Genomic DNA, 22839 nt, shown 5'->3' on the forward strand with positions numbered 1-22839 from the left:
GTGGAATCTTGTAATTTCGAAGTACCTATTAGCTATTACGACAAACGTTTTTCTATCGACGCAGTAAAGCTATTACCTGGACAATACTTCGTAACAACACAAGATAAAATGTTGGTAACGGTATTGGGCTCGTGTGTGGCGGCATGTTTATACGACCCTGAAACGGGCATTGGCGGCATGAATCACTTTATGTTGCCTACAGTAAATAAAACTGCCAGTGAGTTCGAAAAAACACAAGGTATGGCTGCCAAATACGGCGTGCATGCCATGGAAATTCTTATCAACGACTTAGTGAAAGCCGGTGCCAATAAAGCCCGAATAAAAGCAAAAGTGTTTGGTGGTGGAAAAGTGGTGCCGTCCTTCGTGCAGCACGATGTTGGGAAGTTCAACGCAGAATTCGTAACAGACTTTTTAAGCACGGAAGGCATACCGATATTGGCCAGTGACTTATGTGATGTTTACGCGCGCAAGGTTTACTTTTTTCCAAGCAACGGCAATGTCTTTATGAAGCGAATTCACGAGCTTAATAACGCCACAATTATTGAAAGAGAAAGTCAGCATCGGTGGGAACTGTCAAGACGTGCACCTACCGGTAGCGTAGATATCTTCGAGGACTAACAATGACGATAAAAGTTTTGGTGGTAGATGACTCGGCACTGATCCGGCAAATTCTAAGTGAGATTATAAAAAGTGAGCCAGACATGGCATTAGTGGGTGCTGCTCCCGATGCTTTCGTGGCAAAAAAGCTGGTTCTAGAAAAGTCGCCAGATGTTATTACACTTGATATAGAAATGCCTAAAGTGGACGGATTACGCTTTCTAGAAGTACTGATGAATGCGAGACCGACGCCTGTAGTCATGATTTCTACGTTAACCGAAAAAGGCGCTGATGCTACGCTGAGGTCCTTGGAGTTAGGAGCTATCGACTTTGTTGCAAAGCCCAAAATAGGTGTGGCGCAAGGCATGGCAGACTATCACCAGTTGATTGTTGAGAAAATACGTACGGCTGCGCGCTCTAAAGTAAAAAAATCAGCGCCTTCGAAAGTGTCTACCGTGAGCAAAGTCAATTATTCGGGTACTGAGAAAATCATTGCAATTGGTGCCTCGACCGGAGGGACAGAAGCCATAAAAGAGGTGTTACGTACCTTTCCGGCGAACGCTCCTGCCACCGTGATCACACAACACATGCCAGCAGGGTTTACTTCGACTTACGCTAAACGACTAGATGCCGTGTGCCAAATGCAGGTCAAAGAAGCGAAAGGCGGAGAACGTTTACTACCAGGCCAAGCCTACCTTGCACCTGGCGATAAACACATGGAAATTGAAAGAAGCGGGGCTGATTACCGGATTAGATTGACCGATGGCGCGCGCGTATCGGGTCACAAGCCCTCGGTGGATGTGTTATTTAATTCTATCTGTAAAAGTGCTGGTAGCAATGCGTTAGGCGTTTTACTTACGGGCATGGGTAGCGACGGCGCAAGCGGCCTTCACGAAATGTTTAACGCGGGCTGCGAAACATTTTGTCAGGACGAAGCTAGTTGTATAGTTTTTGGTATGCCCAAAGTAGCCATAGAAAAGGGCGCCGCTAAGCGCGTAATAAGCCTAGATGATATGGGCAGAAGTGTTATGCAAACCGTAGAAAAGCTCTCGGCAGGTAGTCGCTTGTAAGTATAGTGAGTAAATACTTACAGAATGCAATTTCTGTCCTAAAACCTGTAAAAGGATTGTTATAACTTTTCTTGTTCCAGAAAAGCTAAGGTGTTTTAATAGCAACGCTTAATAGTGAGTAATGCTGCTGCAGAATGCTGTTGCTGTAGCCGATACTATGGATAGGCTCACTATTTAGTGCGTAAAAATATAAAAATCGATACGTAAGTGGAATGGTAAGGTAAATCATTGTCGACATAATAATATAAAAGACAATGGCTTATGTGCGTTAGCAAGAACAAGGTAGGCAAAGTTTTATTACTGCGTATGTTTTGTAGTACCTAACTAGAATAAAAGGCCTGCTATATTCCTTACAGATTTGAGAGCAAATATATGCTCATTCTTACGGTATGACACTAACCCGGGATTATAACGAGTAGTTGGGGACTCTTATGAAACAGCAAACGCTTATAGCAGTATCAGCTTTAATGTTTTCTTCTTCTGTTTTGGCTAATGGCGGCTTTGAACCGAATAAGAAAGCATGCGTGAACGTCGGAAAAGAAATCACTCGCGTAAGCACTGAAATGGACGCAGCTAAGTCAGGTATTCAGAAGTCATGGCTTAAGCGTCAATTAAGCGCACTAGAAACGAAACGCAATTCTTGCAGCACACAAGGTTTTAAGCCAAACCAGCCCGAGCTAGCAAAAGTTTAATTGTTTTGTATTTCGATTTGAAAAAAGTCTTACTTCGGTAAGACTTTTTTGTTTGCGCCTAACTATTTTGCAACTACGCTAGATTTATAGCGGTCAGGCACAGTGAGGTCGTTGTGCCCTCACACAGAACACGTTACGAACTTATCATTTCGATAAGCGCAGTAAGCGAAGCAATGCTGTGATCGGGAGCAAGACCTAACGGGTACATCATTTTCCCCGAGCGTTCTACGAATGCGGTTTGCATACCTGTCGCCTTAGCACCACTTACATCCCAACCATGAGCCGCCACCATCATGGCATCTTCGTTCTTTACGTTAGCCTGCTGACAGGCCCAGTGATAAACCGCAGCATGTGGTTTGTAGGTACGTACACTTTCCACACTTAATACATGGGAAAAATAGGGCTTAATATTGGCAAACTCAAGCTGTGCGTCTAGTCCGGCTTTAGATGAGTTTGAAAGGGCGACCAAGGTTACACCAGCACTTTGAAGCGCCTTTAATGTAGGAACAACATCGTCGTGCGCTGGCAATCGGGTAATATGCTGTTTGATGATATCTTTTGCGGTAGCCTCATCAACAGATATATCCTTACTGTGAGCTACCATGGTAAGCGCTGCGGCTCCAATATCAATGAAATCGTGAAACTGTCCAGACGCAACATCCACTAAACTGTGATGCAATAAGTTAGCAAACCATAAGTCTACCAGTGTCTCATCGCCGTTTAGCACCGACGCTAAGCCTGTTTTTATGGCCTGCATGTCTAGTAGTGTTTCATTAATATCGAAGAAAATAACCTTTGGCGTCACGATTCACCTTCCTATAGTTGATGATAGTAAACGGTACGTTTCGTTTTTAGCTTGTTCGTTGCTTATACCACTGTAAAACAGAATTGGTTTTGCTAAAGCACATTACGACCAATGTCGATGAATTAACGCTGACAGGATATAAGAAGAATCTAACAAGAAAGGGGGGCAAGAAAAGGCAGCAATAGCCTCATAAACCTTGAACGAAATATATTGAGAGAAACGAACAACAAAAAGCCGGCACTAAGGCCGGCTTTATTTTTAGGTGTTGCGCTTTTTGTTCTTAGAAGAACAAGTAAGAAACGCTAAGCTTCATGCTACGAGGCATAATGTAGCGGCCGTTTGGTGAATCTGGGTTGCGCGGGTCACCCTCGGTAATACCTTGTTCGTCGGTCAGGTTATCAACAGAGAACTGAAGACGAAGTGATTCAGTTGGCTCTAGCGTTAGACCTACATCAATCTTCTCGTATCCCTCTAGTACAACTGTGTTTTCGTTGTTACCAAAGCGATCATCAACCGCTGATAATGTACCGTATACCGTGGCATACATATCGCCGATATCGAAGCCGTAGCTTGGTGTTACACGTACTTGCCAACCAGGCTGACGCTGAGATTCATTGCCTTCGTTATTGGCGCTGGCAGTAATTTCAGTTTCCTGAATAGTTCCGTTCACGCTCAACGAGAAGCCTGAATCGTGGCTATAGCGACCGTCAAGTTCTATACCGTAAGCTTCGTTGGTAAGAATTTCAGCCGGTGCGCCCGGACGGCGTACAAACGTATCGCCTTTTACTTCGTTTGCGAATGCAGTTGCAAAGAACTGGATGCTGTCATTCATGAACTTATAGCCAAGCTCGCCTTGAGTAACTTCTTGAATCAAGTCGTTACCGCCAGTGTAGGCACCCCAGTTGTCTCTGAAGTCGTCGAAATAAGGCATTTTATAGCCTCGGTTCATGCGAACGAATACACCGCTGGTGTCATTAAGCGCGTAGTTTGCGCCCACTGTCCACGACGTTTTGGTTTCGTCGTACTCAAGCGCTTTAGTTATTTTGCCGTCAAGATCTTCATCTACCGAATAGTTCACTTCGTGATTTTCACGGCGTAGCCCTAAGTCGATGCTCAGGTCTGTGGTTGCGTACCACGTACCCGTTGCATAAAGTGCGAACGTGCTTGCATCACCTACAGAGCTGATGTCGTAGTTCCAATCGCAGCCTTGTGCGTCAGTGTTACATTCGATCCCGTCTAACAATTCGCCGCCTGGCTGCAACACGTGGTAAGCCGTGTTACCAATGCTCCACCAGTCATTAGCTTTGGTTGATGCACTGTAAATACCAAATGATGTATCGAAGTCTTCCCAGCTTTTCGACACAGCAAGGTCGTTAGTGAAAGCTTCAATATCTTTAAGTACTACCCAACGGCCGATTTGCTGAATAGGCGTATCACCGTCATACACTGTGCCAGTTACTGCACCAGTGGCTGATTCGCCATTGTCGGCAACATTTGCGACGGTAGTTGCAGAACCATTCGGTACAAGACCAAAAGTATTGGCTTCACCTTTGGTAAGGTTAAAGCGGTCAACTAGCTGCCAGTCGTTGCCTAAGTCAAGCTTAATGCTACCGCCACTTACGTGACCGTCCCATCCACGACCTTCGCCAAAGTCGAATGACTCAGTGGTATCGTTAGGGCCATACGTAATGGTGCCTTGGCGATTCAATGGACCAATTTGCGTATAGTTTGCGTCGATACCTTCAACGTTTAAAGGTGTAGGTAAGTACCAAGTACCGCGATCGTCAGTTTGACGGGTATAAAGGTTAAGCTCGCCTTTTTCGAAAACTTTAGTGATGTTAACGGTGAACTGGTTACCCTGCTCAGAGTTAAAGCCGGCATCACGAATACCTTCTGAGCTCTTAATGTAGCCACCTACCATGTAGTACAAGTCGTCATCTAGTGCGCCGCTTGCAACCACGTCAATACGGTTTAGGCCGTAGTCAGAGATGGTGTACTTCGCTGACGCTTCTGTCGACTCGCCACCACGTTTAAGGCGGAAGTTTGTTGTAAGACCTGGTTGACCGTTGCTTACTACTGGGTTTGGACCACCGCGTAAACCTTCAACCATTTCAATGGTATCGTCTATGCGAAACAGCTGAGAGTTCTCAAGGAAAGATAGCGTAGGTGCAGGGTAGATAGGAGAGTTCTCAAGCGCAATCGTTAAGAACGGCGCATCGCCACCACCTGGAAAACCACGCACAAATACGTTCGCGCCAGACTCACCGCCTGAGCTTTCAACCCAAACACCTGGAATGGCCTTAAACAAATCGGCCGTAGACTTAGGTGCCAATTTTTCAATGTCGCTAGCGTCGATGTTGGTTACCGCGAAGCTTGCGTCAATCTTTCTAATCCCTGCGCCGCCTGGCGTACCGCTGACAACAATGATCTCTGCGTTGTCTTTCGCTTGTTGTTTTACGTCTTCTTGTGCCATGGCAGGCTGCGTTAGTGCTACCGCTACTGCACTCGCCAGCATTCCTTTTGTAAACAACGTTTTCATGGTGTGTGCTCCCGAAAATGTTCTATTGCGTTGTTAACTGAATGCGTTAAACAGGTTTAAAAATTGTTATACGCATCACGATTGCGAAACAAAATAGATGTGTTTGCAAACGATTGCAAGAATAAAATGCAATCGTTTGCAAATTTTTTGTTTATTGTTGTTAACATGGTTTTACGCCAAGACGATTCGCGCTATATTGTGAATTCGGCTGTAGAGTCGACGATTTATCCGGTTTAGGTAGCGGTTTTACGCTTTTATTTTGTAGTGCTATCACGGGTAACCCGGTATACCGAAAATTATTAGAGAATGGTCACATTGGTTTCTGAAACAAAACTCACCTTAGCGAAGCTGGCTGATATTGCTGGTGTATCAACATCGACAGCATCACGGGCACTGAAAGACAACCCGCTTATTAAGCAGGAAACCCGAAGCAGAATTCAGGCACTAGCTAAAGAGCACAATTTTAGTATTAACGCGGCCGCTAGCCGCTTAAGAACGCAGAAAACTCACGTGATAGCGGTGATTCTAAATCTAATCGACAACACCGAACAAAGCACCACAGACCCATTCCTGCTTAAGCTGGTGGGAGAGCTAAATCAGGCGCTAAATGCCAAAGGCTACGAGCTACTGCTGTCTAACTCATTTATGGCATCTGACGATTGGGCGAACTACTTTATTCGCAGCCAGCGTGCCGACGGCATTATTGTCATTGGGCAAGGCAAATCTACGGCCAAAATCGACCGAGCAGCACAGTCGGGCATTCCCATTGTAGTGTGGGGCGATGCAAAAACAGACGCGCCATATCCCATTATTGGCGGCGACAACTATCTGGGTGGCTATACGGCAACCCAGCATTTGCTGAGTCACGGCGCCAAACGCATCTTGTTTCTTGGAGACTCTGAACACGCGGAAATGCAGGAACGTCACAAGGGATATTCGCAAGCCCACCGCGATGCAAATGTGCCAATCGACACGCAGTGCACCTGCGCCATCGATATTACGTCGAAAGCAGCATACCAATACATTAACGAGCGTATAAAGGCGAATGGGTTAGATTTCGACGGGATCGTTTGTGTAAGTGATATGGTGGCATTAGGCGCGTTAAAAGCGTTAAAAGAGCGCTATGTAGGTATTCCAAGCGATGTAGGCATTGTGGGTTACGACGATATTTCTTTAGCTGAACTTATGCACCCGTCGTTAACAACGGTGCGTCAGAATACTCAGCAAGCCGCAATAGAGATGGTTACGCAGCTATTAAACCAGTTTGAAAACAAACCTACAGAAAGCCAGGTAGTGGAAACAACCTTAATTGCCCGTCGCTCTACGCAGCACAGCGACTAATATTTCGCTTTTTTATCAGCTTTTTAACGCATAAACGCTATTATTTAACGGTAACAGGGTGACGATATTAAGCTCTAACGAAAAAATAAAAGCGTTTTGCAAACGTTTGCATTTTTATTTTCTTACGACTACACTCCTGCATAATTCAGTTAACAGAGTGTTTACACATGTCCCGATTCATGGTCATTGCAGCCGTTGCCATTAGCTACTACGTATTTGCCATACTACTTAACAGTGTGGGTACTGTTATTCTGCAATCGATCAATAGCTTCGACATTAGTAAGCCAGAGGCAAGCACATTAGAAGGCTTTAAAGATCTCTCTATTGCTATTGTCTCGTTCCTAGTGGCCAGCTCCATTCCAAGAGTTGGCTACAAGCTTTCAATGTTACTTGGGTTAGCATTAGTGGCCGTTGCCTGTGCGCTGACGCCTTCTATCGCAAGTTTCTGGTTCATTAAAGTGTTGTTTGCCTGCATAGGTACTGCATTTGCGCTAGTGAAAGTGTCGGTGTACGCCATTATTGGGCAGCTGTCGTCTACCACTAAAGCGCACTCATCGTTAATGAACACCATTGAAGGTATTTTTATGTTGGGCGTGTTGTCTGGCTACTGGGTGTTCGCTGGGTTTATCGACCCCAATAACGATGCTTCTTTATCTTGGCTGAACGTTTACTACTTACTAGCTGCGCTGGTTGGTTTTACGTTAATCGTTGTGGCATTGGCTCCTATAAAGCCTGTGGAAAAAGCGCAATCAGAAGGCCTTGCAAGCGAGTTCTTCAGCATGCTGAAATTGGCGTATAAGCCTTTAGTGCTGGTGTTTATCTTCTCTATTTTCTTATACGTGTTAATAGAGCAGGGCATAGGTTCGTGGCTGCCAACTTTTAACAAAGAGGTGCTGGGCTTACCTACTCAAGTCAGCATTCAAATAACCAGTATCTTTGCGATAGCGCTGGCCGTTGGGCGCTTAACTGCGGGCGCAGTACTTACGCGAATGAACTGGTATCCCTTCTTAAATATCTGTTTGGCGGGTATGGCTACGGTAATGCTACTAAGCTTACCGCTTGCCGAAAACGTGGCTGACAGCACAATAGCCAGCTGGGCTGATGCACCAATAGCTGCGTTCCTTATTCCATTAATTGGATTGATGATGGCGCCTATTTACCCTGTATTAAACTCGGTAATGCTAAGCGCGCTCCCTCAACATCAACATGCACCTATGACAGGGCTAATTGTTGTATTTTCGGCTCTTGGGGGAACCACAGGTTCTATCGTGACTGGGTTTATTTTCGACGCAGTAGGGGGCCAACAAGCATTTTATCTATCGCTTATTCCAATCGGTGCATTAGTGGTAACCCTATTCTTCTTTAAACGAGCGTCTTCTTCTCTATCGCCTAAAGGTGCGCAGTAACTATGAGTTCTTCTTCACACAACTGGCGCGACAGCTTGTCGTTTTTTGCCAGCGACCTGTTTAAACATGTGCAAATGGCACAGCTATTCCCAGACAGCAAAACCTTCGCTGACGCTATTGTTATAACCGATCTCAATACCGTTTTAGCGGCTTATGAACAAGCGTGTTTAGATGCTGAGAAAAGCGGCGAAGCAGTAGACTTAGCTACGTTTGTTAATACCCATTTCGATATTCCAGAAATGATTAGCGCAACATCGCAAACCAAGTTTGAAAATGTAGCCGATTATATTGAGCATATGTGGCAGGTGCTAACGCGTACCCCCGACACTGAGCAGAAAGACAGCTTAATAGCGCTTACCCGCCCATACATAGTGCCGGGTGGACGCTTTCGCGAAATCTATTACTGGGATACATATTTTACCGCGTTAGGTCTAATTGACGCGGGGCGCACCGACATGGCAATTAACATGTTGGTGAACTTTGTAGATATTTTAAATGAAGTAGGCTGCATTCCTAATGGCAACCGCGCCTATTACTACTCTCGCAGTCAGCCTCCTATTTTGGCGTTGTTTTATAATTTGCTTAAAGACGCACTAAGCGACCAGCAAAAAGAATACGTTATCTGGGGCTTAAAGAAAGAATACCAGTTTTGGATGAATGAAGCGGGCGAGAACGCGTCACAGAAGGGCGTAGCACAACTGCGCACGGTTACCATGCCGTGTGGCGCTACACTTAATCGTTACTTCGACACCGAGCCTACGCCTCGCCCTGAGTCTTATCGAGAAGACATAGAAACAGCAGAGCACATAGGCGCTGACAAAAGTCAGTTTTACCAGCATGTTCGCGCGGCTTGCGAATCGGGTTGGGACTTTAGTTCGCGCTGGCTAGCTAATCCCAATTCACTAGCAAGTATTCGTACAACTGAAATTATTCCCGTAGATTTAAATGCGCTTTTAGTAACGCTTGAACAAACTCTGGCAAGCGTGACTAAAGGTGCCGAGCAAGCGCGCTACAGTGAGGCATCTACAGCGAGAATTAACGCAATAAACACCTATTTGTTTAATGCTGAAAAGGCGGGCTATTTTGACTATCACTTCCCCACACAAACTCAAACCGATGTAGTGTCAGCGGCTATGTGTGTGCCGTTGTTCGTTGGTATTGCAAATGAACAACAGGCAGAGGGAGTGCGCGCCGCGGTAATGAATACCTTGCTAAAAGAAGGTGGCGTGGTAACTACTTCAAACGCTACGTCGCAACAATGGGATGCGCCAAATGGCTGGGCACCGCTTCAACTGTTTGCCGTTGAAGGGCTGCGCAACTATGGGTTTGAAATGCAGGCTCAAACCATCATGCTGCGCTTTTGTAAAACCATTGAGCGTCACTTTGCATCAAGCGGTGTGCTACTTGAAAAGTACAATGTGTGCGAACCGGATATAAAAGCAGGTGGCGGTGAATACGACGTACAGCTAGGTTTCGGGTGGACCAATGGCGTGTATACCCGTTTTCAGACATATCTGAACCAGTAAACACGCTTCGGTTAAAACAAAAACGCGCGGTACCTTAACAACGGGCCGCGCGTTTTTGATTGTGTAGATATTAATTGTCGCCTGAGCGGTTACCCATATCAATCGACATGGCAATATCATCGAGTATGTCGTTTAGCCCAGTAATTTTCTCGTTAGCAATAAATACGCTCATCTGCGACTCAACCACGATATGGTCGGAAGTGGCATCGTTTTCAAAGGTATTGTCTAACGCGCTCTGTACGCGGTCGAAAAACTGTCGCGCACTTCGTTCTTCAATATTGTGCAGACATAAAATAAATTGCTCGGTACCAAATCGCCCTAGAATATCGTTACCGCGGGTAACATTTTGAAGCGTTTGTGCAATTTGTCGTAATACTAAATCACCTTTTGTTGACCCCATTTTCCGCGTTATTTCACGCAGGTTGCTAATGTCGAATATAGCAATGGCAATGGCCCGGCCTTTTTTCGGCGCATCAAGCTTGTTAATGCGGGCTATCGCCGAATTCGCATTAAGCAGCAGGGTAACGGGATCGATGGCTTTGCGAGCAAGGTGCTTTCTACGAAGTACGTAGCCAGTAATACCACTTACCAGAAGAAAAATAACAATAGCGGTATACAGCGTGTTCTTTCGTTGCTGTTCCGCTTGTTCAATCGCAGATTCCAAATCATAAATGCGGGTATACAAGTTAGCTGCACCAATAATTAAGGCCGAGTCTTGAGTAACTTCACGGCGCTTAGTCACTTCTTTAGAATAAATCTCGTGCGCTTCTTTCGCCTTAGCTAAGTCCTGCAGTGCGATATACATGGATACGTTGAAGCTAAGGTAATCCAAATTTGAACGAAAGACCGGCGGTATCGCGTCATCATTTAACGCTTCAATACCTGATATATACTGCTTAATGCAGGTGAGATCGTTGTCATGTAAGCAAATCTCAGCTTTGTGCCAGTTAACAAGAAGTTCGCCTAACGAACTCGAGATGTTCGAAGACGCTTTTTCTAAATCGGGAAGGGTGTAGGTAAGTCGGTTGTAGTTTTCTGTTTTTCTATAGTAAATAGACAGTGCATACTGATACAAGAAGTTGGTTAGCGGTGTGTCTATTTCGCTATTAAGTACACCTAGTTCTAAAATGCCCTGATAGGCTCTGTCGGTTTGGCCGCTACTTAACAGCGATACAATAGCACTAATAAGAATACTTACCTTATTACTGCCTTCATATACAAGCAAGCCCATTTCATGTGCTTTTAGATATTGCTCTGCTGCTAAGGCATGTTGCTCTAAATCGCCATATAGTAAACCAATTGCGTTGTGAATATGCGCTAACTCACCGGGGCTGCCGTCGTTTGAATAACGCTTAAGCACACCAAACATCTTACCTAATCTTATTTCAGGTGAAGTGGTTTCTGAACAGTAGTTAATTAGGCCTAAAGAAGAGCTGGTAAAAATATCGCTGTGGCGCTCGGGCGATGATAGTTCTTGGGCTTGTTGGTAGTACTTACAGCGTGCAGGGTTTTCTCTGGCGTCATAAGAAAAGCCAATTTGATAAATAGCCGATGCAAACGCATAAGAGCTTTCATCAATATTGCTTTGCATAATGGCTTTAAGCAGCATAGTTTCAGCTTCTTCGTACTTACCACGGCAAATTAAAAACTGCCCTTTGGCTACGGTTAAGGCAAAACGTTGTTGTGATGTAAGTGACTCAAGCGCAAGTGTGTCTTCAAGTTCTGGAAGTAGAGACTGATTAGGGCAATCATACGAAGGCGTGCGTACCTTTTCGATAACGGCATCAATGTTGTCGTTTGCCAACGCGCCAAAAGAAGTTAGCGCAACGCTCAAAAAAGAGAATACTGTTAAAGATAACCTTTGAAACATGAGAAATAACGTTTTTGTTTTTTCTTCATAATATCGATTTGAGCCCAGAACTACTACACGGGGCACCTAAAAGTTACGTATTTTTTGTATCTTAATGCGTCTACTATTCTCTAAAACGTTGGGCTATATAAGCATGTGTTAGGTATTTACCCTACATTGCTAATGGGTAGGCGAACCAAAACTAACCAATATAGCTACTCCAACCAAGGCAACGGCAGACCATACAATAGTTGCTTTAGTCGCCCGTTCACCAAGTACCCATGCAACCCCTAGCGACATTAATGCGCTTGTAGCAATAAGGGTTTGAACCACGGCCGCTTTCGCATAAGCGAATGCAAACATTTGTAGGTAAATAGCGGCAGTAGTGCCAAGTAACGTGGCTAACACAAAAGCAGGCCATACACGTTTTCCACTGTTGCTTTGGTAGTTAATAACGGGCATGTAGCGCGTTTTGGTTATGGCTATAAATGGCACCACAAAGATCATACCGCCAACTAATCGTAAGAACGCAGCGCTGGCAGCGTCAATTTCACCGGCACTTAAAATGTCGCGGCTAACTACGGCACCAACCGCCTGACATAACGCCGCGCCCACACCATACAAATAGCCACTGGTTGCAAACACGTGTGTAGTGCTGCGTTTGCGTACCTTTATAACCATATCTACCGAAAACAGTACTACTGCAACGCCAACCCACTGCTGCCAGGTAATCCATTCGCCAATAAAAGCCATAGCAAAAAGGGCAGTGAATAAAGGCGCAAGGGTTTCGGCGACCAACACCGCTTGGCTATCGCCAATGCTTTGTAAGGCTTTAAAAAAGCAGGTATCGCCAATGCCTATACCAATAAGCCCGCTAAGCAATAGCCACAAAATAGCATGAGTACTAAGCCCCGTTGGCTGAACCACTACTAAAACCACTGCCAAAATGGCAATAGAAATAAGCCCCTTCCAAAAGTTCATGGTAAGCGGCGAAAATGCGTTACCCGTTCCACGGAATAAACGCGCAGCAATTGCCCAACAAAGCGCTGTACCTAGCGCAGCAAAAACACCCATAAATTACCTGTTAAAACTTTGCCCAAAAACGCTGGGGCAAATAAGTAGCTTGCCAAAAAGAGCGGCTATGCTAATGCAAGGTGTGGGCGGGGTAAACTTAAATCACATCAGTAGTTTTTAACTAAATATATTGAAGCCTTAAGCAAACGTAACAGAAGGCTAAAGGCATTCGTGGCATTATGTTGGTGGTAAGATTCGTGATTAAATTAAGCGCTGTACTTAATTAAGTGGGCGTTAACCGAACTTTAAGAATAACAGTGAAGTAAAAGGAGGAGAAAAGCGTGAGCGTTGAGCAGATGAATTTAACCGGTATTAAAGGTGTAATATTCGATTTAGACGGCACCTTGGTAGAGTCTAGCCTTAACTTCACGCAAATGCGCGCCGACGTAGGCTGCCCACAAAACGAAGATATACTTACCTTTGTAGATGCCCTTAGCTGCGCCGAAGCCCAAGCGAGTGCACACCGAGCTATATTGCAGCACGAACTTGACGATGCGCAAAATGCTAAGTGGTTACCCATTGGCAAAGCCATGGTTGAAAAGGTGCAGGCACACAAGCTCCCCATGGCAATAGTTACCCGCAACTGCCGACAAGCCACCGCAATTAAGGTAGCCAATAACGACATACCCATCGACTACGTGCTAACCCGCGAAGATGCCCCTGCCAAGCCCGACCCAACCGCATTATTGATGGTGGCGAACACATGGCAGCTTCAACCTGAAGACTGCCTGTATGTAGGCGACTTTATTTATGACCAGCAAGCCGCCGAAAATGCTGGGATGAAGTGGTTTTTGGTTTAGGTATTAACTATTTACATCTGGTTTCTTTGGCTTGATAGGCCCAATTGGTAATATAACGTAAAAGTCTATTTCCAACGTTGGTGCATTAGTTCCAGCATATACTTTAGTATACTCTGCCTCGGCAAGCTCTTGCATGTTTGTTTTTTGTTCGATATTCATGTCTTTTCCTTTTTGTTTTTTGATTCTCAAGCTCGAATGAGCACACATAAAGTAATAATTAAACAGGGATGTAAGACATGTTTACTGAGACAGTTTGTCCTTATCGACAGAAAATCCATACTTGTGTCCCAATATTTCTTATTTTTTTCTTAGTTATTCCAAAATTGAGCCATGCTATCGGTATTAACTTAGAGGGGAGGACATCATTTGATGGAATTCCATCAGGTGTAATTCGAGACTTAGAGGTTTCAAACAAAGTAGTTTATGTAGCGGCAGAAAACGGGGTGTTTGAAGTTATTGGACACGAGTCTGAGAAATTAGACTTCAACACTTCTAATCACGCCACAGGGGTTATCTCTGATATTCAACTGAATGGAACGGACCTATGGGTTGTTGAATATGGAGTTGGTGTTTTTAAAGTTAATCTAGAAAATAAAAACTCGCAGCAAGTATTTAGTGATCGTGAATGGTCGAGTTCTATTTGGACTATGGCAATGACATCTAGTCATTTATATTTCTCAGTCATTGACGATGTCATTGCAGTAGATAGAACTACAGGGCAATCGACAAGCCTAAATTCCAAATTAGAATCTTTCAAGTTAAACGGCACTTACTCGCTTTTTGCAAACAATCACAATGCGTATGTAGCATCTAATAAGGGCTATCTTTCAATTGAAGGGGCATTAGATAATCTGCAAGAATTTAAATTGAGTAGCAAGCTACCATTACTATCAAATGCAACGTTTATTAAAGTAATTGATGATGAATTATATATCGGCGGTCCACAAGGGGTGTACATATTAGGAAGTAACGAGCGCTTCGTTCCAACCGAGGGAATTAGTGGCACCTACATCCAAGATGTGGTTAAAGGTGAAGATGGGGTGATCTGGGTTTCCGACGGTCGCCTTTTACTGCTAGAAGATGAAAAACTATCGGCTCCCCCTTTCATGAATCCTATATTGACGTCTGAAGCGATAAGGTCAGTAACCAAAATAGCTATAGACCCCTACAATTCCATCCTTATCGCCTCCTCACAATTAGGCTTAGTTTCATTACCTAAAACAAAGCTAGTGACAAACCTAGTGTCATTTAATGGGAGCGTTGTAAGGGAAAACATTCAAAAGACATCAATAAATGAAAACGGAACTATAGTTCGAACTGAAAAAGGTCTCTTTCAGTTAAACGAGAAGAGTGGGGAGTTAGTCAATACTCATTTGGATAAAGACAAGGCAGAGTTTTGTACCTCTTGGCAGGAAAGAACTTTTATACGTCTCAATGAAATAGACCCTTCTGTTCTCTGCAATAGCGAGTTTTCCCATTATATAGAAGCCGGCAAAAATGCCTTTTATTTCTACTTTGATGATGGACTCGATGCCAATTACTACTATATCGCTAACAACACCATACGTGACACAATTAAAGCCCCTAAAAAAGTGGTCTTCAGCTCTTTGTTGAGTGGTGGAGAAATCGTTGCGATTGATGAATTTGATGACGTTCATTTTCAATTGTCCAAATTCAACTGGCGTACTGTTACCTCTAAAGAAGGTGGCTGGTTCGGGCTTCAATGTTTAATAGAGTTCCAAGAAAACTATTTGGTATGTACATCAGGTGCTGGACTAAAAGAAATCAACAAGAAAAATGGAAAAGTTAGCTCTTCCACGATATTGGGCCTAGAGAAACTAAGGTTCATTAGAGGTGCCATGGTTACCGAAGGGAAAAATCTCTGGGTAGCGTCTAACATGGGCCTGTTTGTTAAGCCCAATATAAGCAACTCAGCTTCTAAAGTGGGTATTCGTTATGGACTCTTCGATACAGACTTTGAGTATAAGAGCCTTGAAGCGCTTGGTGAAAAAGTGCTAGTTAAGGGGATAAATATAGTTACCTGTTGGATGAAGAAAAGTTAATTGAGAGTTTCAATGCAAATTCAATTGGGGAGATGTCTACTATTCTTAGTTATGTTCAATGGGGAGATGGAGAAGGACGACATATCACATATTTTCCTGAGGACTTTGACTTCAAGTTTAAAAGTAGCTTTAAGGAAGTAACATTCAACTTTATCGTCAGTGATTTCTACAATGAAAGCAGCAGTATTGAATTTAAATTAGATGATGACGCTTGGGTTTCTCACAATAAACCTGTAATGAATTTAACATTAAGTGATATGAACGTTGGTGTGCATACTCTTAGAGTCCGTGTTCCAGCAGATAAAAGTACTACAAATGAACTGACAATTAGTTTTGATATAGATCCACCTATTTGGGCTTCTTATATCGGCTTTACTATATATTTATTTATATTGGCTGGGGTTTTGAGTTTGTGGAGAATAGGGGTTTTAGGCAGGCTATATAACAAATTCAAAACTACTAAACTCTACAACCATCTTACCCGCTATGAAATAACCGATGGGCACTCTAAATTTGAAAAGATGCTTCGCAGCAAAGAGCGTTTCATTAACGAAATCACCCACGAACTTCGCACCCCAATTCAGCTCATCAATGGATCGTTAGAAGGCATATCCAAAACAGCTCATGCAGCGAGCAAAGAACTGATATGTGTTCAGGACAATATGAAAAGGGTCGAACAGTTGATTAATCAAATGAGTCAAGATGTCCCTAAAGCCTTGGCGGCAGCCGACTACTACAGATCCTACTCGTCAGATAACATAAAGTTTATCGTCCTATCGCTAGAGCCATTAGCCAAGCAGAAGCGGCAGAATTTAGAGTTACGTATTAAAGGGAAAAAAGAAATTTCGCTCATTAACGACAGCTTAGAGAAAATCCTGGCAAATCTAATTCAAAATGCAATTAAGTTCACACCAGAACTTGGCACAATAAAAGTAGCCGCTATACAAGATAGTAAAGTGCTTAAAGTTATCGTTAGTGATGACGGAGAAGGAATTGATGAGCACTTTCACAAAAAAGTATTCGAGCGATTCACTAAAGGGAGCAGTGAGCATGAAGGTCATGGTGTTGGCTTAGCAATGGTGAAAACCTTAGTTGAACTGAACCAGGGCGACATTGCGTTAGAGAGTCAAAAAGGCATTGGAACTAAAGTTACCGTAACGTTACCCATTGATGACATTGAGTATGTAAATTCGCATGCTGAAAAATTGTCACCCGCAAATGCCAAATCGAACAAGAAATCACTATTAATAGTTGATGACAGCAGAGAGTTCCGCTCTTATCTATTTGATTTGTTTTCTAGCAAATATCGCTGTTTAGTTGCGCGAAATGGTGTGCAGGCGTTAGACGTTATGCAGCATTACCTTGTCGATCTAGTTATCACAGATCAAATGATGCACGAAATGGACGGGCTGAGTTTAATAAGAGAAATTCGCGGTAATGTAAGCTATGCCAGTATTCCCATATTGATGTTAACTGCGGAAACCGGAACTGAATTAGAAAAATCAGCGCTAGAAGAAAAAGTGGACTACTTTTTGGCAAAACCTGCATCAAAAGAGGAAATTACTCTTAGGGTTGAGCATTTATTGTCGGTCAGAGAGGCAAAAGAGCGCGAGGAAGAGGAAAGCGAAGAGCCTGCATTTAAATTTGGATGCTTGAAAATCCCCGAGTTTGATAACGAAAAGGATATGGCGTTCTTTTTGAACTTTATCGCAGTATTGGAAAAGAACTACCACAATGAATCATTCAATAGAGACCAAGCTGCCTCGCAGTTATTGATAAGTCCTAGAAGTTTGAACCGAAGAATGTCAGAGTTGTTTGAATACAACTTCAGCGAGTTTCTTTCACGCTTCAGAATCGAAAAGTCTATTCCGTTACTGTTAGAGGGAAATAGCATTCTAGATACCTGCCTAGACGTTGGCTTCGGCACCGCAGCTTATTTTTCGACGTCCTTTAAAAAGGTTATGAGCTTACCACCCAAAAAGTTTGTGGAGCAATACAATAAAACAGTAGCGTAAAGGTAGTATCTAAAAGAACTAAATATACCTACGTCTCTCCGCCAAAAAGCCAATCAATAGAAATGATGCCACATAGCCTGCTCCTTGGTACTGCCAGGGCAAGTAGGCTAGGGTGTGTTTTAAAAAAGGTGCGCCGTACAAGGTTAGAGCGCCATAGCCAAAGGCACACAGCACTACAAACAAACTAACGCGAATGGTGAAATGGTAAGGTGCCAGTATGCGTTTTACATGGCCGTTAATCAGGTCGCCGTACACCACTAAAATAGTGGCCATAAGCATAATGCTCATTTCGGTGTAATAGGGGCTTAGGGCGCGAGAAAGGGCACTGAAAAGTTCACTCATAAAATTACTACTATTATGACGTTTTTACTGTGTGCCCATTATAACCACGGTAAGGTCAAAAGCGTTAGCTAACGCCTTTATTAAGTGCGCTTACTGCTTTAAAGCCTTGCTCAATAGTGGCAATGCGGTCGGTGGTCTGATCGCGCTCTACAAATTTATGTTCAATACCGGCTAACTTGCCGTGCGCGAATATCTCTTTAAAGTTAATGGTGCCTGTGCCCACATCAGCAAAACTGCCGTCTTCAGCCAAATCTTTTACATGCCAAAGTTTAAAGCGGCCTGGGTACTGCTTAAAGTAATCAACGGGGTTTTTACCTGCTTTTACCGTCCAGTATAAATCCAGTTCCATGGCAACAAGGTCTGGGTCGGTCTGAGTTATAAGCACGTCTAATGGTGTCTTACCGTCGCGTACTTCAAATTCAAAATCGTGGTTGTGGTAGGCAAGAGTAATACCTTCCTTCTTACACGCTTCACCAATGGTATTTAGCTTATCGGCAAGGGCTTGGTATGGCGCAATGCCCGTACCACGTTGGGCTTCGCTAAGCCAAGGAACTACCAAGTACTTGTGACCAACGGTTTGTGCGTCATCTAAAATTTGTGACAGGTTAGTATCGAACGCGTCTAACTGAATATGAGCCGAAGGCGCAGTTAGGCCATTGTCATCAAGCAGTTGCTTAATTTTTTTTGCGCTGTGGTCAAAGTAGCCTGCAAATTCCATTTCCGAATAACCAACATCAGCGACCAGTTTAAGCGTAGCCGGCACACTTACTTTCATAATATCTCTAAGCGTGTAAAGCTGCAGACCAACAGCACTTTTGTGCATGCCCTTCATCATAGCTCCTTTATCACTACCATGCCCGTGCGCCAAAACAGCAGGAGCGCTCATAGCCGCCAGTAAACCAGATGAATATTTAATGAACTGTCGTCTTGAAACGCCAGAGCCAATATTACTGGCCGCGTCTAAAATTGCTGTCTTACTTAAGTTTGTTTTACTTAAATTCACTGCTTGCTCCTTTTTTGTAGTGGTACATTGGTGATGACGCATTGCTATCATCAATTAACCCAAAGCTTTGCCCGTGCTCTCACGCACAATAAGTTCAAACGGCATAATAACTTTGGGGGCCTTGCGAATTTTTCCGTTAAGAAGGTCCACCAGTAGCGTAACCGCCGTTCTACCAAATTCTTCTGCGGGTTGGGCAATAGTGGTTAGCGGTGGATCGACAAATGCTGAAAACGCAATGTCATCGAAACCTGCCACCGATATGTCATTGGGAACATGTAGGTTGGCTTGCTTGAAGGCTTGCATGGCACCAATAGCCGTTTCGTCGTTCTCACAAAATACGGCGGTGGGTCTACTTTCAAGGTGACTAATGGTTTCCCCTGCGTTGTATCCGGCCTGTAATGTAAAATCCCCCGGGAACAACAAGCTCTCATCAAAGGCAATATTGGCTTGCGCTAATGCGTCTTTATATCCAACCAAGCGTTCTTGGGTAAGCGGACTTGAATTAGGTCCTTTGATCATGGCTATACGGGTATGGCCTAATGAAATTAAGTGCTCGGTCATTGCTTTGGCTGCAGCACGGTTGTCTAACGACACAACAGGATATTGACCATCGTCAATCACCTCACAGGCATTCACCATGGGAAGCAGGCCATTGTCGTTGATCATCGTGGCATCAAATGGGTTGTGCGCACGTAACTGTATAAGCCCATCAGCCTGAGAAGTACTTACCATCTTGGCGTAATGGCTTTCTATTTCACTATTACCAAGCGTATTGGCAAGTAAAATGGAATAGCCCAGTTCGGCTGCCGCTTCCTGCATACCGCTAATAACACGGGCAAAAAATACGTTTGCTACCGTAGGCACCAGTACCACTAAATTGTGCGTTTTTCCCGAACGAAACTTAACTGCCATTAAGTTAGGTTTATATCCAACTGCCTGAACAGCGGCCATCACCTTATTGCGCGTTTTAGGAGAAACACGCTCAGGTTGTTGCAATGTTCTTGATACGGTAGCGACCGACACGCCGGCACTATCTGCTACATCTCTAATATTTGCCATTTACGTTATTGTTGTTTGTTAATTCACTCGCGCATTGTAAACCTAACCCAGTAGAGGTGTGGTCTATACGATGGTAGCGAATTCAAAATTTACGTGAAATTAATATGTAACCGTTTTCATTTTAAGCAAAAGAATACGCACTTTCATTAAAACGTCAAAGGTTATTTGTAGGATTTATGTAAATTTGAGCTAGTGTTATGTTCAAATTTGGTGCAGGAATAGGCGGTTAAAGGTAGTAAAGCCCCAGTATTACCTCGCCATTTGTAAACTTTAGATTAACAAAATGCTGTTTTTTGTATTGACCATTAAAATGTAACGGGTTACATTTTGTGGCATTAGTAACACCAATAGTGCGTTTGCACACAGAGGAATTTCAATGCAACCAATTCGAATGGGAATGATCGGAGGCGGGGAAGGCGCGTTTATCGGTGCCGTGCATCGTCATGCCGCAGGGTTAGATGGGAACTACCAGTTGGTGTGTGGCGCATTTAGCCGTAACGAAGAAAATAATACGCGTACTGCTGCTGCATTGAACGTATCAACATCGCGTACATACGATAGCTGGCAGTCAATGTTAGAAGAAGAAGCCAAATTACCTGAGCAGCAGCGCATGCAGGTTGTGGTTATCGTAACGCCTAATCATCTTCACGTACCTATTTCACTTGCCGCAATTAAGGCGGGCTTTCATGTTTTCTGTGAAAAACCAGCAGGCGTTAGCTTTGCAGAAGTAAAAGAGCTTCAAGATGTTATTCACGCCAGTGAATCGCTATACGGCTTGGCTCATACCTACCTTGGTTATCCTATGGTTTGGCAAGCACGTCATCTCGTTGAAAGCGGTAAGCTGGGCAAAATTCGAAAAGTGTATGTTGAGTATCCGCAGGGCTGGTTGTCTGGCGAAGAAGAAACGCACAATAAGCAAGCGCAGTGGCGTACCGATCCAGCAATTTCTGGCGCAACGGGCGCAATGGGCGACATCGGCACTCATGCCTTTGGACTTGTTGAGTTTGTATTAAACGACAGTGTTACCTCGCTTTGTGGCGAGTTAGATACGCATGTTGAAGGACGCCGATTAGATGACGACGGCGCCGCGCTTATTAAAACTAAGAAGGGTGCTTCAGGCGTGTTGATTGCTTCACAGGTTTGTGCTGGTGAAGAAAACGCGTTGAAGATCCGCGTCTACGGTGACAAGGGCGGTTTAGAGTGGCGTCAAATGGAGCCAAACTCCGTTATCTATCGCCCTGTTGATGCCCCTTATCAAGTGTTTAGAGCCGGCCAAGGTCAAGTTGGGTTATGTGATGCTGCATCTGCACGTTGCCGTGTTCCAGCTGGCCACCCAGAGGGTTACTTAGAAGCAATGGCAAACTTGTATACCGATTTTGCTAAAGCGGTACGCGCGAATCAAAAAGGCAAAGCTGATGGCGTTCCAGGAATAAATTCAGGCATACGCGGAATGGTATTTATAGATGCCATGCTTGCCAGTACTGACAGCGACACCAAATGGGAGTCGGTCAGTCAGGAAGGAACGCAGTAATGCAATTAAAACATACAATGAAAAAGGTGAGCGCTTATGGCTACTAATCAACAACCTATAAAAGGGCCGGCTATCTTCCTTGCTCAGTTCATGGGAAAAGAAGCGCCGTTCGATACGCTCGAAAATATGGCGAAGTGGGCAGCGTCGCTTGGTTACAAGGGAATACAGGTACCTACTGATCCTAGTCTGTTCGATTTAGAAAAAGCAGCCGAGAGCCAAGAGTACTGCGACAACATTGCTAAAATTTGTAAAGACGCAGGGGTAGAAATCACTGAGCTTTCGACGCACTTACAAGGTCAGCTAGTGGCGGTTCACCCCGCTTACGATGAGTTATTCGATAACTTTGCGCCGGCACGCTTACACGGCAAGCCACAAGAGCGAACCGAATGGGCAATTAATCAGCTCAAATGTGCGGCTATTGCCAGTAAGCGCTTGGGATTGAAAGCTCACGCTACCTTTTCTGGTGCACTAATGTGGCACTTGGTTTACCCGTGGCCTCAGCGTCCTGCTGGCTTGGTTGAGCAAGGCTTTGCTGAATTAGCCAAGCGTTGGAAACCCATTCTCGATGCATTCGACGATGCGGGTGTTGACGTATGCTACGAAATTCATCCCGGGGAAGACTTGCACGATGGGGCTTCGTTCGAACAGTTTTTAAAAGCTGTAGATAACCACCCACGAGCAAATATTCTTTTCGATCCAAGTCACTTTGTTTTACAGCAGCTTGACTACCTTGACTTTATTGACCGCTACCACAGCCGGATCAAAATGTTTCACGTCAAAGATGCCGAGTTCAATCCGAACGGTAGAAACGGTGTGTACGGCGGCTATCAAGACTGGCAAGACCGCGCGGGACGTTTTCGTTCCCTTGGCGACGGCCAAGTCGACTTCAAAGGTATTTTCAGCAAGCTTACCCAGTATGGCTTCACAGGTTGGGCGGTACTAGAGTGGGAATGCTGCTTAAAAGACAGTGCGCAAGGCGCGGCAGAAGGCGCACCGTTTATCGCTTCACACATTATCGAGCCAAGCAAATATGCGTTTGACGACTTTGCTGGTGGAGACGTTAGCGAAGCGAAGAATAATCGTATTTTAGGCCTTGAGCGCTAAGCGCCATCAATAGGATAACAATA

Annotated in this window: 19 protein-coding genes; 11 read left to right on the forward strand and 8 right to left on the reverse strand. The window is 44.3% G+C overall.

Annotated features, from left to right (window positions below):
• The 3 genes from cheD to MASE_RS01250 all read left to right on the forward strand — a co-directional run bounded on the left by cheD (position 1) and on the right by MASE_RS01250 (position 2359).
• Complete coding sequence (gene cheD / locus MASE_RS01240; RefSeq protein WP_014947947.1) at positions 1 to 618, forward strand: chemoreceptor glutamine deamidase CheD; 618 nt, start codon at positions 1 to 3, stop codon at positions 616 to 618.
• Positions 619 to 620: 2 nt separating this feature from the next.
• Positions 621 to 1667 carry a protein-glutamate methylesterase/protein-glutamine glutaminase gene (locus tag MASE_RS01245; protein ID WP_014947948.1) on the forward strand — a complete coding sequence of 349 codons (1047 nt, stop codon included), beginning with the start codon at positions 621 to 623 and terminating at the stop codon, positions 1665 to 1667.
• Positions 1668 to 2098: 431 nt separating this feature from the next.
• Positions 2099 to 2359, forward strand: coding sequence for a hypothetical protein (locus MASE_RS01250; protein WP_014947949.1), 261 nt, complete (start codon positions 2099 to 2101; stop codon positions 2357 to 2359).
• Positions 2360 to 2492: 133 nt separating this feature from the next.
• On the opposite strand, the gene MASE_RS01255 is transcribed toward MASE_RS01250, so the two are convergent.
• Both MASE_RS01255 and MASE_RS01260 read right to left on the reverse strand, forming a co-directional pair.
• Positions 2493 to 3164: a haloacid dehalogenase type II gene (locus MASE_RS01255; protein WP_014947950.1), complete on the reverse strand. Its 672-nt coding sequence runs from the start codon at positions 3162 to 3164 to the stop codon at positions 2493 to 2495.
• Between the two features lie 280 nt (positions 3165 to 3444).
• Positions 3445 to 5703 (reverse strand): TonB-dependent receptor, encoded by a 2259-nt coding sequence (locus tag MASE_RS01260; RefSeq protein WP_014947951.1) that lies wholly within the window; start codon positions 5701 to 5703, stop codon positions 3445 to 3447.
• Between the two features lie 306 nt (positions 5704 to 6009).
• Here MASE_RS01260 and MASE_RS01265 point away from each other — a divergent pair, with 306 nt between their 5' ends.
• The 3 genes from MASE_RS01265 to MASE_RS01275 all read left to right on the forward strand — a co-directional run bounded on the left by MASE_RS01265 (position 6010) and on the right by MASE_RS01275 (position 9976).
• Positions 6010 to 7044, forward strand: a complete 1035-nt coding sequence (locus MASE_RS01265; RefSeq protein ID WP_014947952.1) for a LacI family DNA-binding transcriptional regulator — start codon at positions 6010 to 6012, stop codon at positions 7042 to 7044.
• 167 nt (positions 7045 to 7211) lie between these two features.
• On the forward strand, positions 7212 to 8450 hold the full coding sequence (locus tag MASE_RS01270) for an MFS transporter (protein ID WP_232362795.1): 1239 nt from the start codon (positions 7212 to 7214) through the stop codon (positions 8448 to 8450).
• A gap of 2 nt (positions 8451 to 8452) precedes the next feature.
• Positions 8453 to 9976 (forward strand): trehalase family glycosidase, encoded by a 1524-nt coding sequence (locus MASE_RS01275; RefSeq protein WP_014947954.1) that lies wholly within the window; start codon positions 8453 to 8455, stop codon positions 9974 to 9976.
• 70 nt (positions 9977 to 10046) lie between these two features.
• On the opposite strand, the gene MASE_RS01280 is transcribed toward MASE_RS01275, so the two are convergent.
• Together MASE_RS01280 and MASE_RS01285 are read right to left on the reverse strand one after the other, a co-directional pair.
• Positions 10047 to 11846 (reverse strand): GGDEF domain-containing protein, encoded by a 1800-nt coding sequence (locus tag MASE_RS01280; protein ID WP_014947955.1) that lies wholly within the window; start codon positions 11844 to 11846, stop codon positions 10047 to 10049.
• Between the two features lie 159 nt (positions 11847 to 12005).
• Positions 12006 to 12899 carry a DMT family transporter gene (locus tag MASE_RS01285; RefSeq protein WP_014947956.1) on the reverse strand — a complete coding sequence of 298 codons (894 nt, stop codon included), beginning with the start codon at positions 12897 to 12899 and terminating at the stop codon, positions 12006 to 12008.
• Positions 12900 to 13180: 281 nt separating this feature from the next.
• On the opposite strand from MASE_RS01285, the gene MASE_RS01290 reads away from it, so the two are divergent.
• Positions 13181 to 13699 (forward strand): HAD family hydrolase, encoded by a 519-nt coding sequence (locus MASE_RS01290; RefSeq protein WP_014947957.1) that lies wholly within the window; start codon positions 13181 to 13183, stop codon positions 13697 to 13699.
• 3 nt (positions 13700 to 13702) lie between these two features.
• Here the strand turns inward: MASE_RS01290 and MASE_RS20020 are convergent, their stop codons facing one another.
• Positions 13703 to 13858, reverse strand: coding sequence for a hypothetical protein (locus MASE_RS20020; RefSeq protein WP_014947958.1), 156 nt, complete (start codon positions 13856 to 13858; stop codon positions 13703 to 13705).
• A 77-nt stretch (positions 13859 to 13935) separates the two neighbouring features.
• Between MASE_RS20020 and MASE_RS20160 the strand changes: the two genes are divergently transcribed.
• Both MASE_RS20160 and MASE_RS20165 read left to right on the forward strand, forming a co-directional pair.
• Positions 13936 to 15762, forward strand: a complete 1827-nt coding sequence (locus tag MASE_RS20160) for a ligand-binding sensor domain-containing protein (protein ID WP_232362796.1) — start codon at positions 13936 to 13938, stop codon at positions 15760 to 15762.
• Positions 15744 to 17777, forward strand: a complete 2034-nt coding sequence (locus MASE_RS20165; RefSeq protein WP_232362797.1) for a hybrid sensor histidine kinase/response regulator transcription factor — start codon at positions 15744 to 15746, stop codon at positions 17775 to 17777. Before MASE_RS20160 ends, MASE_RS20165 begins: the two co-directional genes overlap by 19 nt.
• An 18-nt stretch (positions 17778 to 17795) precedes the next feature.
• Here MASE_RS20165 and MASE_RS01300 read toward each other — a convergent pair whose 3' ends face one another.
• The 3 genes from MASE_RS01300 to MASE_RS01310 all read right to left on the reverse strand — a co-directional run bounded on the left by MASE_RS01300 (position 17796) and on the right by MASE_RS01310 (position 20181).
• Entirely contained in the window at positions 17796 to 18119 is a 324-nt protein-coding gene (locus tag MASE_RS01300) for a DUF3392 family protein (RefSeq protein WP_014947959.1), read from the reverse strand.
• A 64-nt stretch (positions 18120 to 18183) separates the two neighbouring features.
• Positions 18184 to 19122, reverse strand: coding sequence for a sugar phosphate isomerase/epimerase family protein (locus MASE_RS01305; RefSeq protein ID WP_014947960.1), 939 nt, complete (start codon positions 19120 to 19122; stop codon positions 18184 to 18186).
• Positions 19123 to 19176: 54 nt separating this feature from the next.
• Positions 19177 to 20181, reverse strand: a complete 1005-nt coding sequence (locus MASE_RS01310; protein WP_012516940.1) for a LacI family DNA-binding transcriptional regulator — start codon at positions 20179 to 20181, stop codon at positions 19177 to 19179.
• Positions 20182 to 20557: 376 nt separating this feature from the next.
• Here MASE_RS01310 and MASE_RS01315 point away from each other — a divergent pair, with 376 nt between their 5' ends.
• Together MASE_RS01315 and MASE_RS01320 are read left to right on the forward strand one after the other, a co-directional pair.
• A complete protein-coding gene (locus tag MASE_RS01315) occupies positions 20558 to 21712 on the forward strand; it encodes a Gfo/Idh/MocA family protein (RefSeq protein ID WP_014947961.1) in 1155 nt (384 codons plus the stop codon).
• A gap of 36 nt (positions 21713 to 21748) precedes the next feature.
• Positions 21749 to 22816 (forward strand): sugar phosphate isomerase/epimerase family protein, encoded by a 1068-nt coding sequence (locus tag MASE_RS01320; RefSeq protein ID WP_014947962.1) that lies wholly within the window; start codon positions 21749 to 21751, stop codon positions 22814 to 22816.
• Positions 22817 to 22839 lie beyond the last annotated feature (23 nt).

Origin of the sequence: Alteromonas macleodii ATCC 27126, from assembly GCF_000172635.2 — a bacterium.
In the GTDB taxonomy this organism is placed as follows: Bacteria; Pseudomonadota; Gammaproteobacteria; order Enterobacterales; family Alteromonadaceae; genus Alteromonas; species Alteromonas macleodii.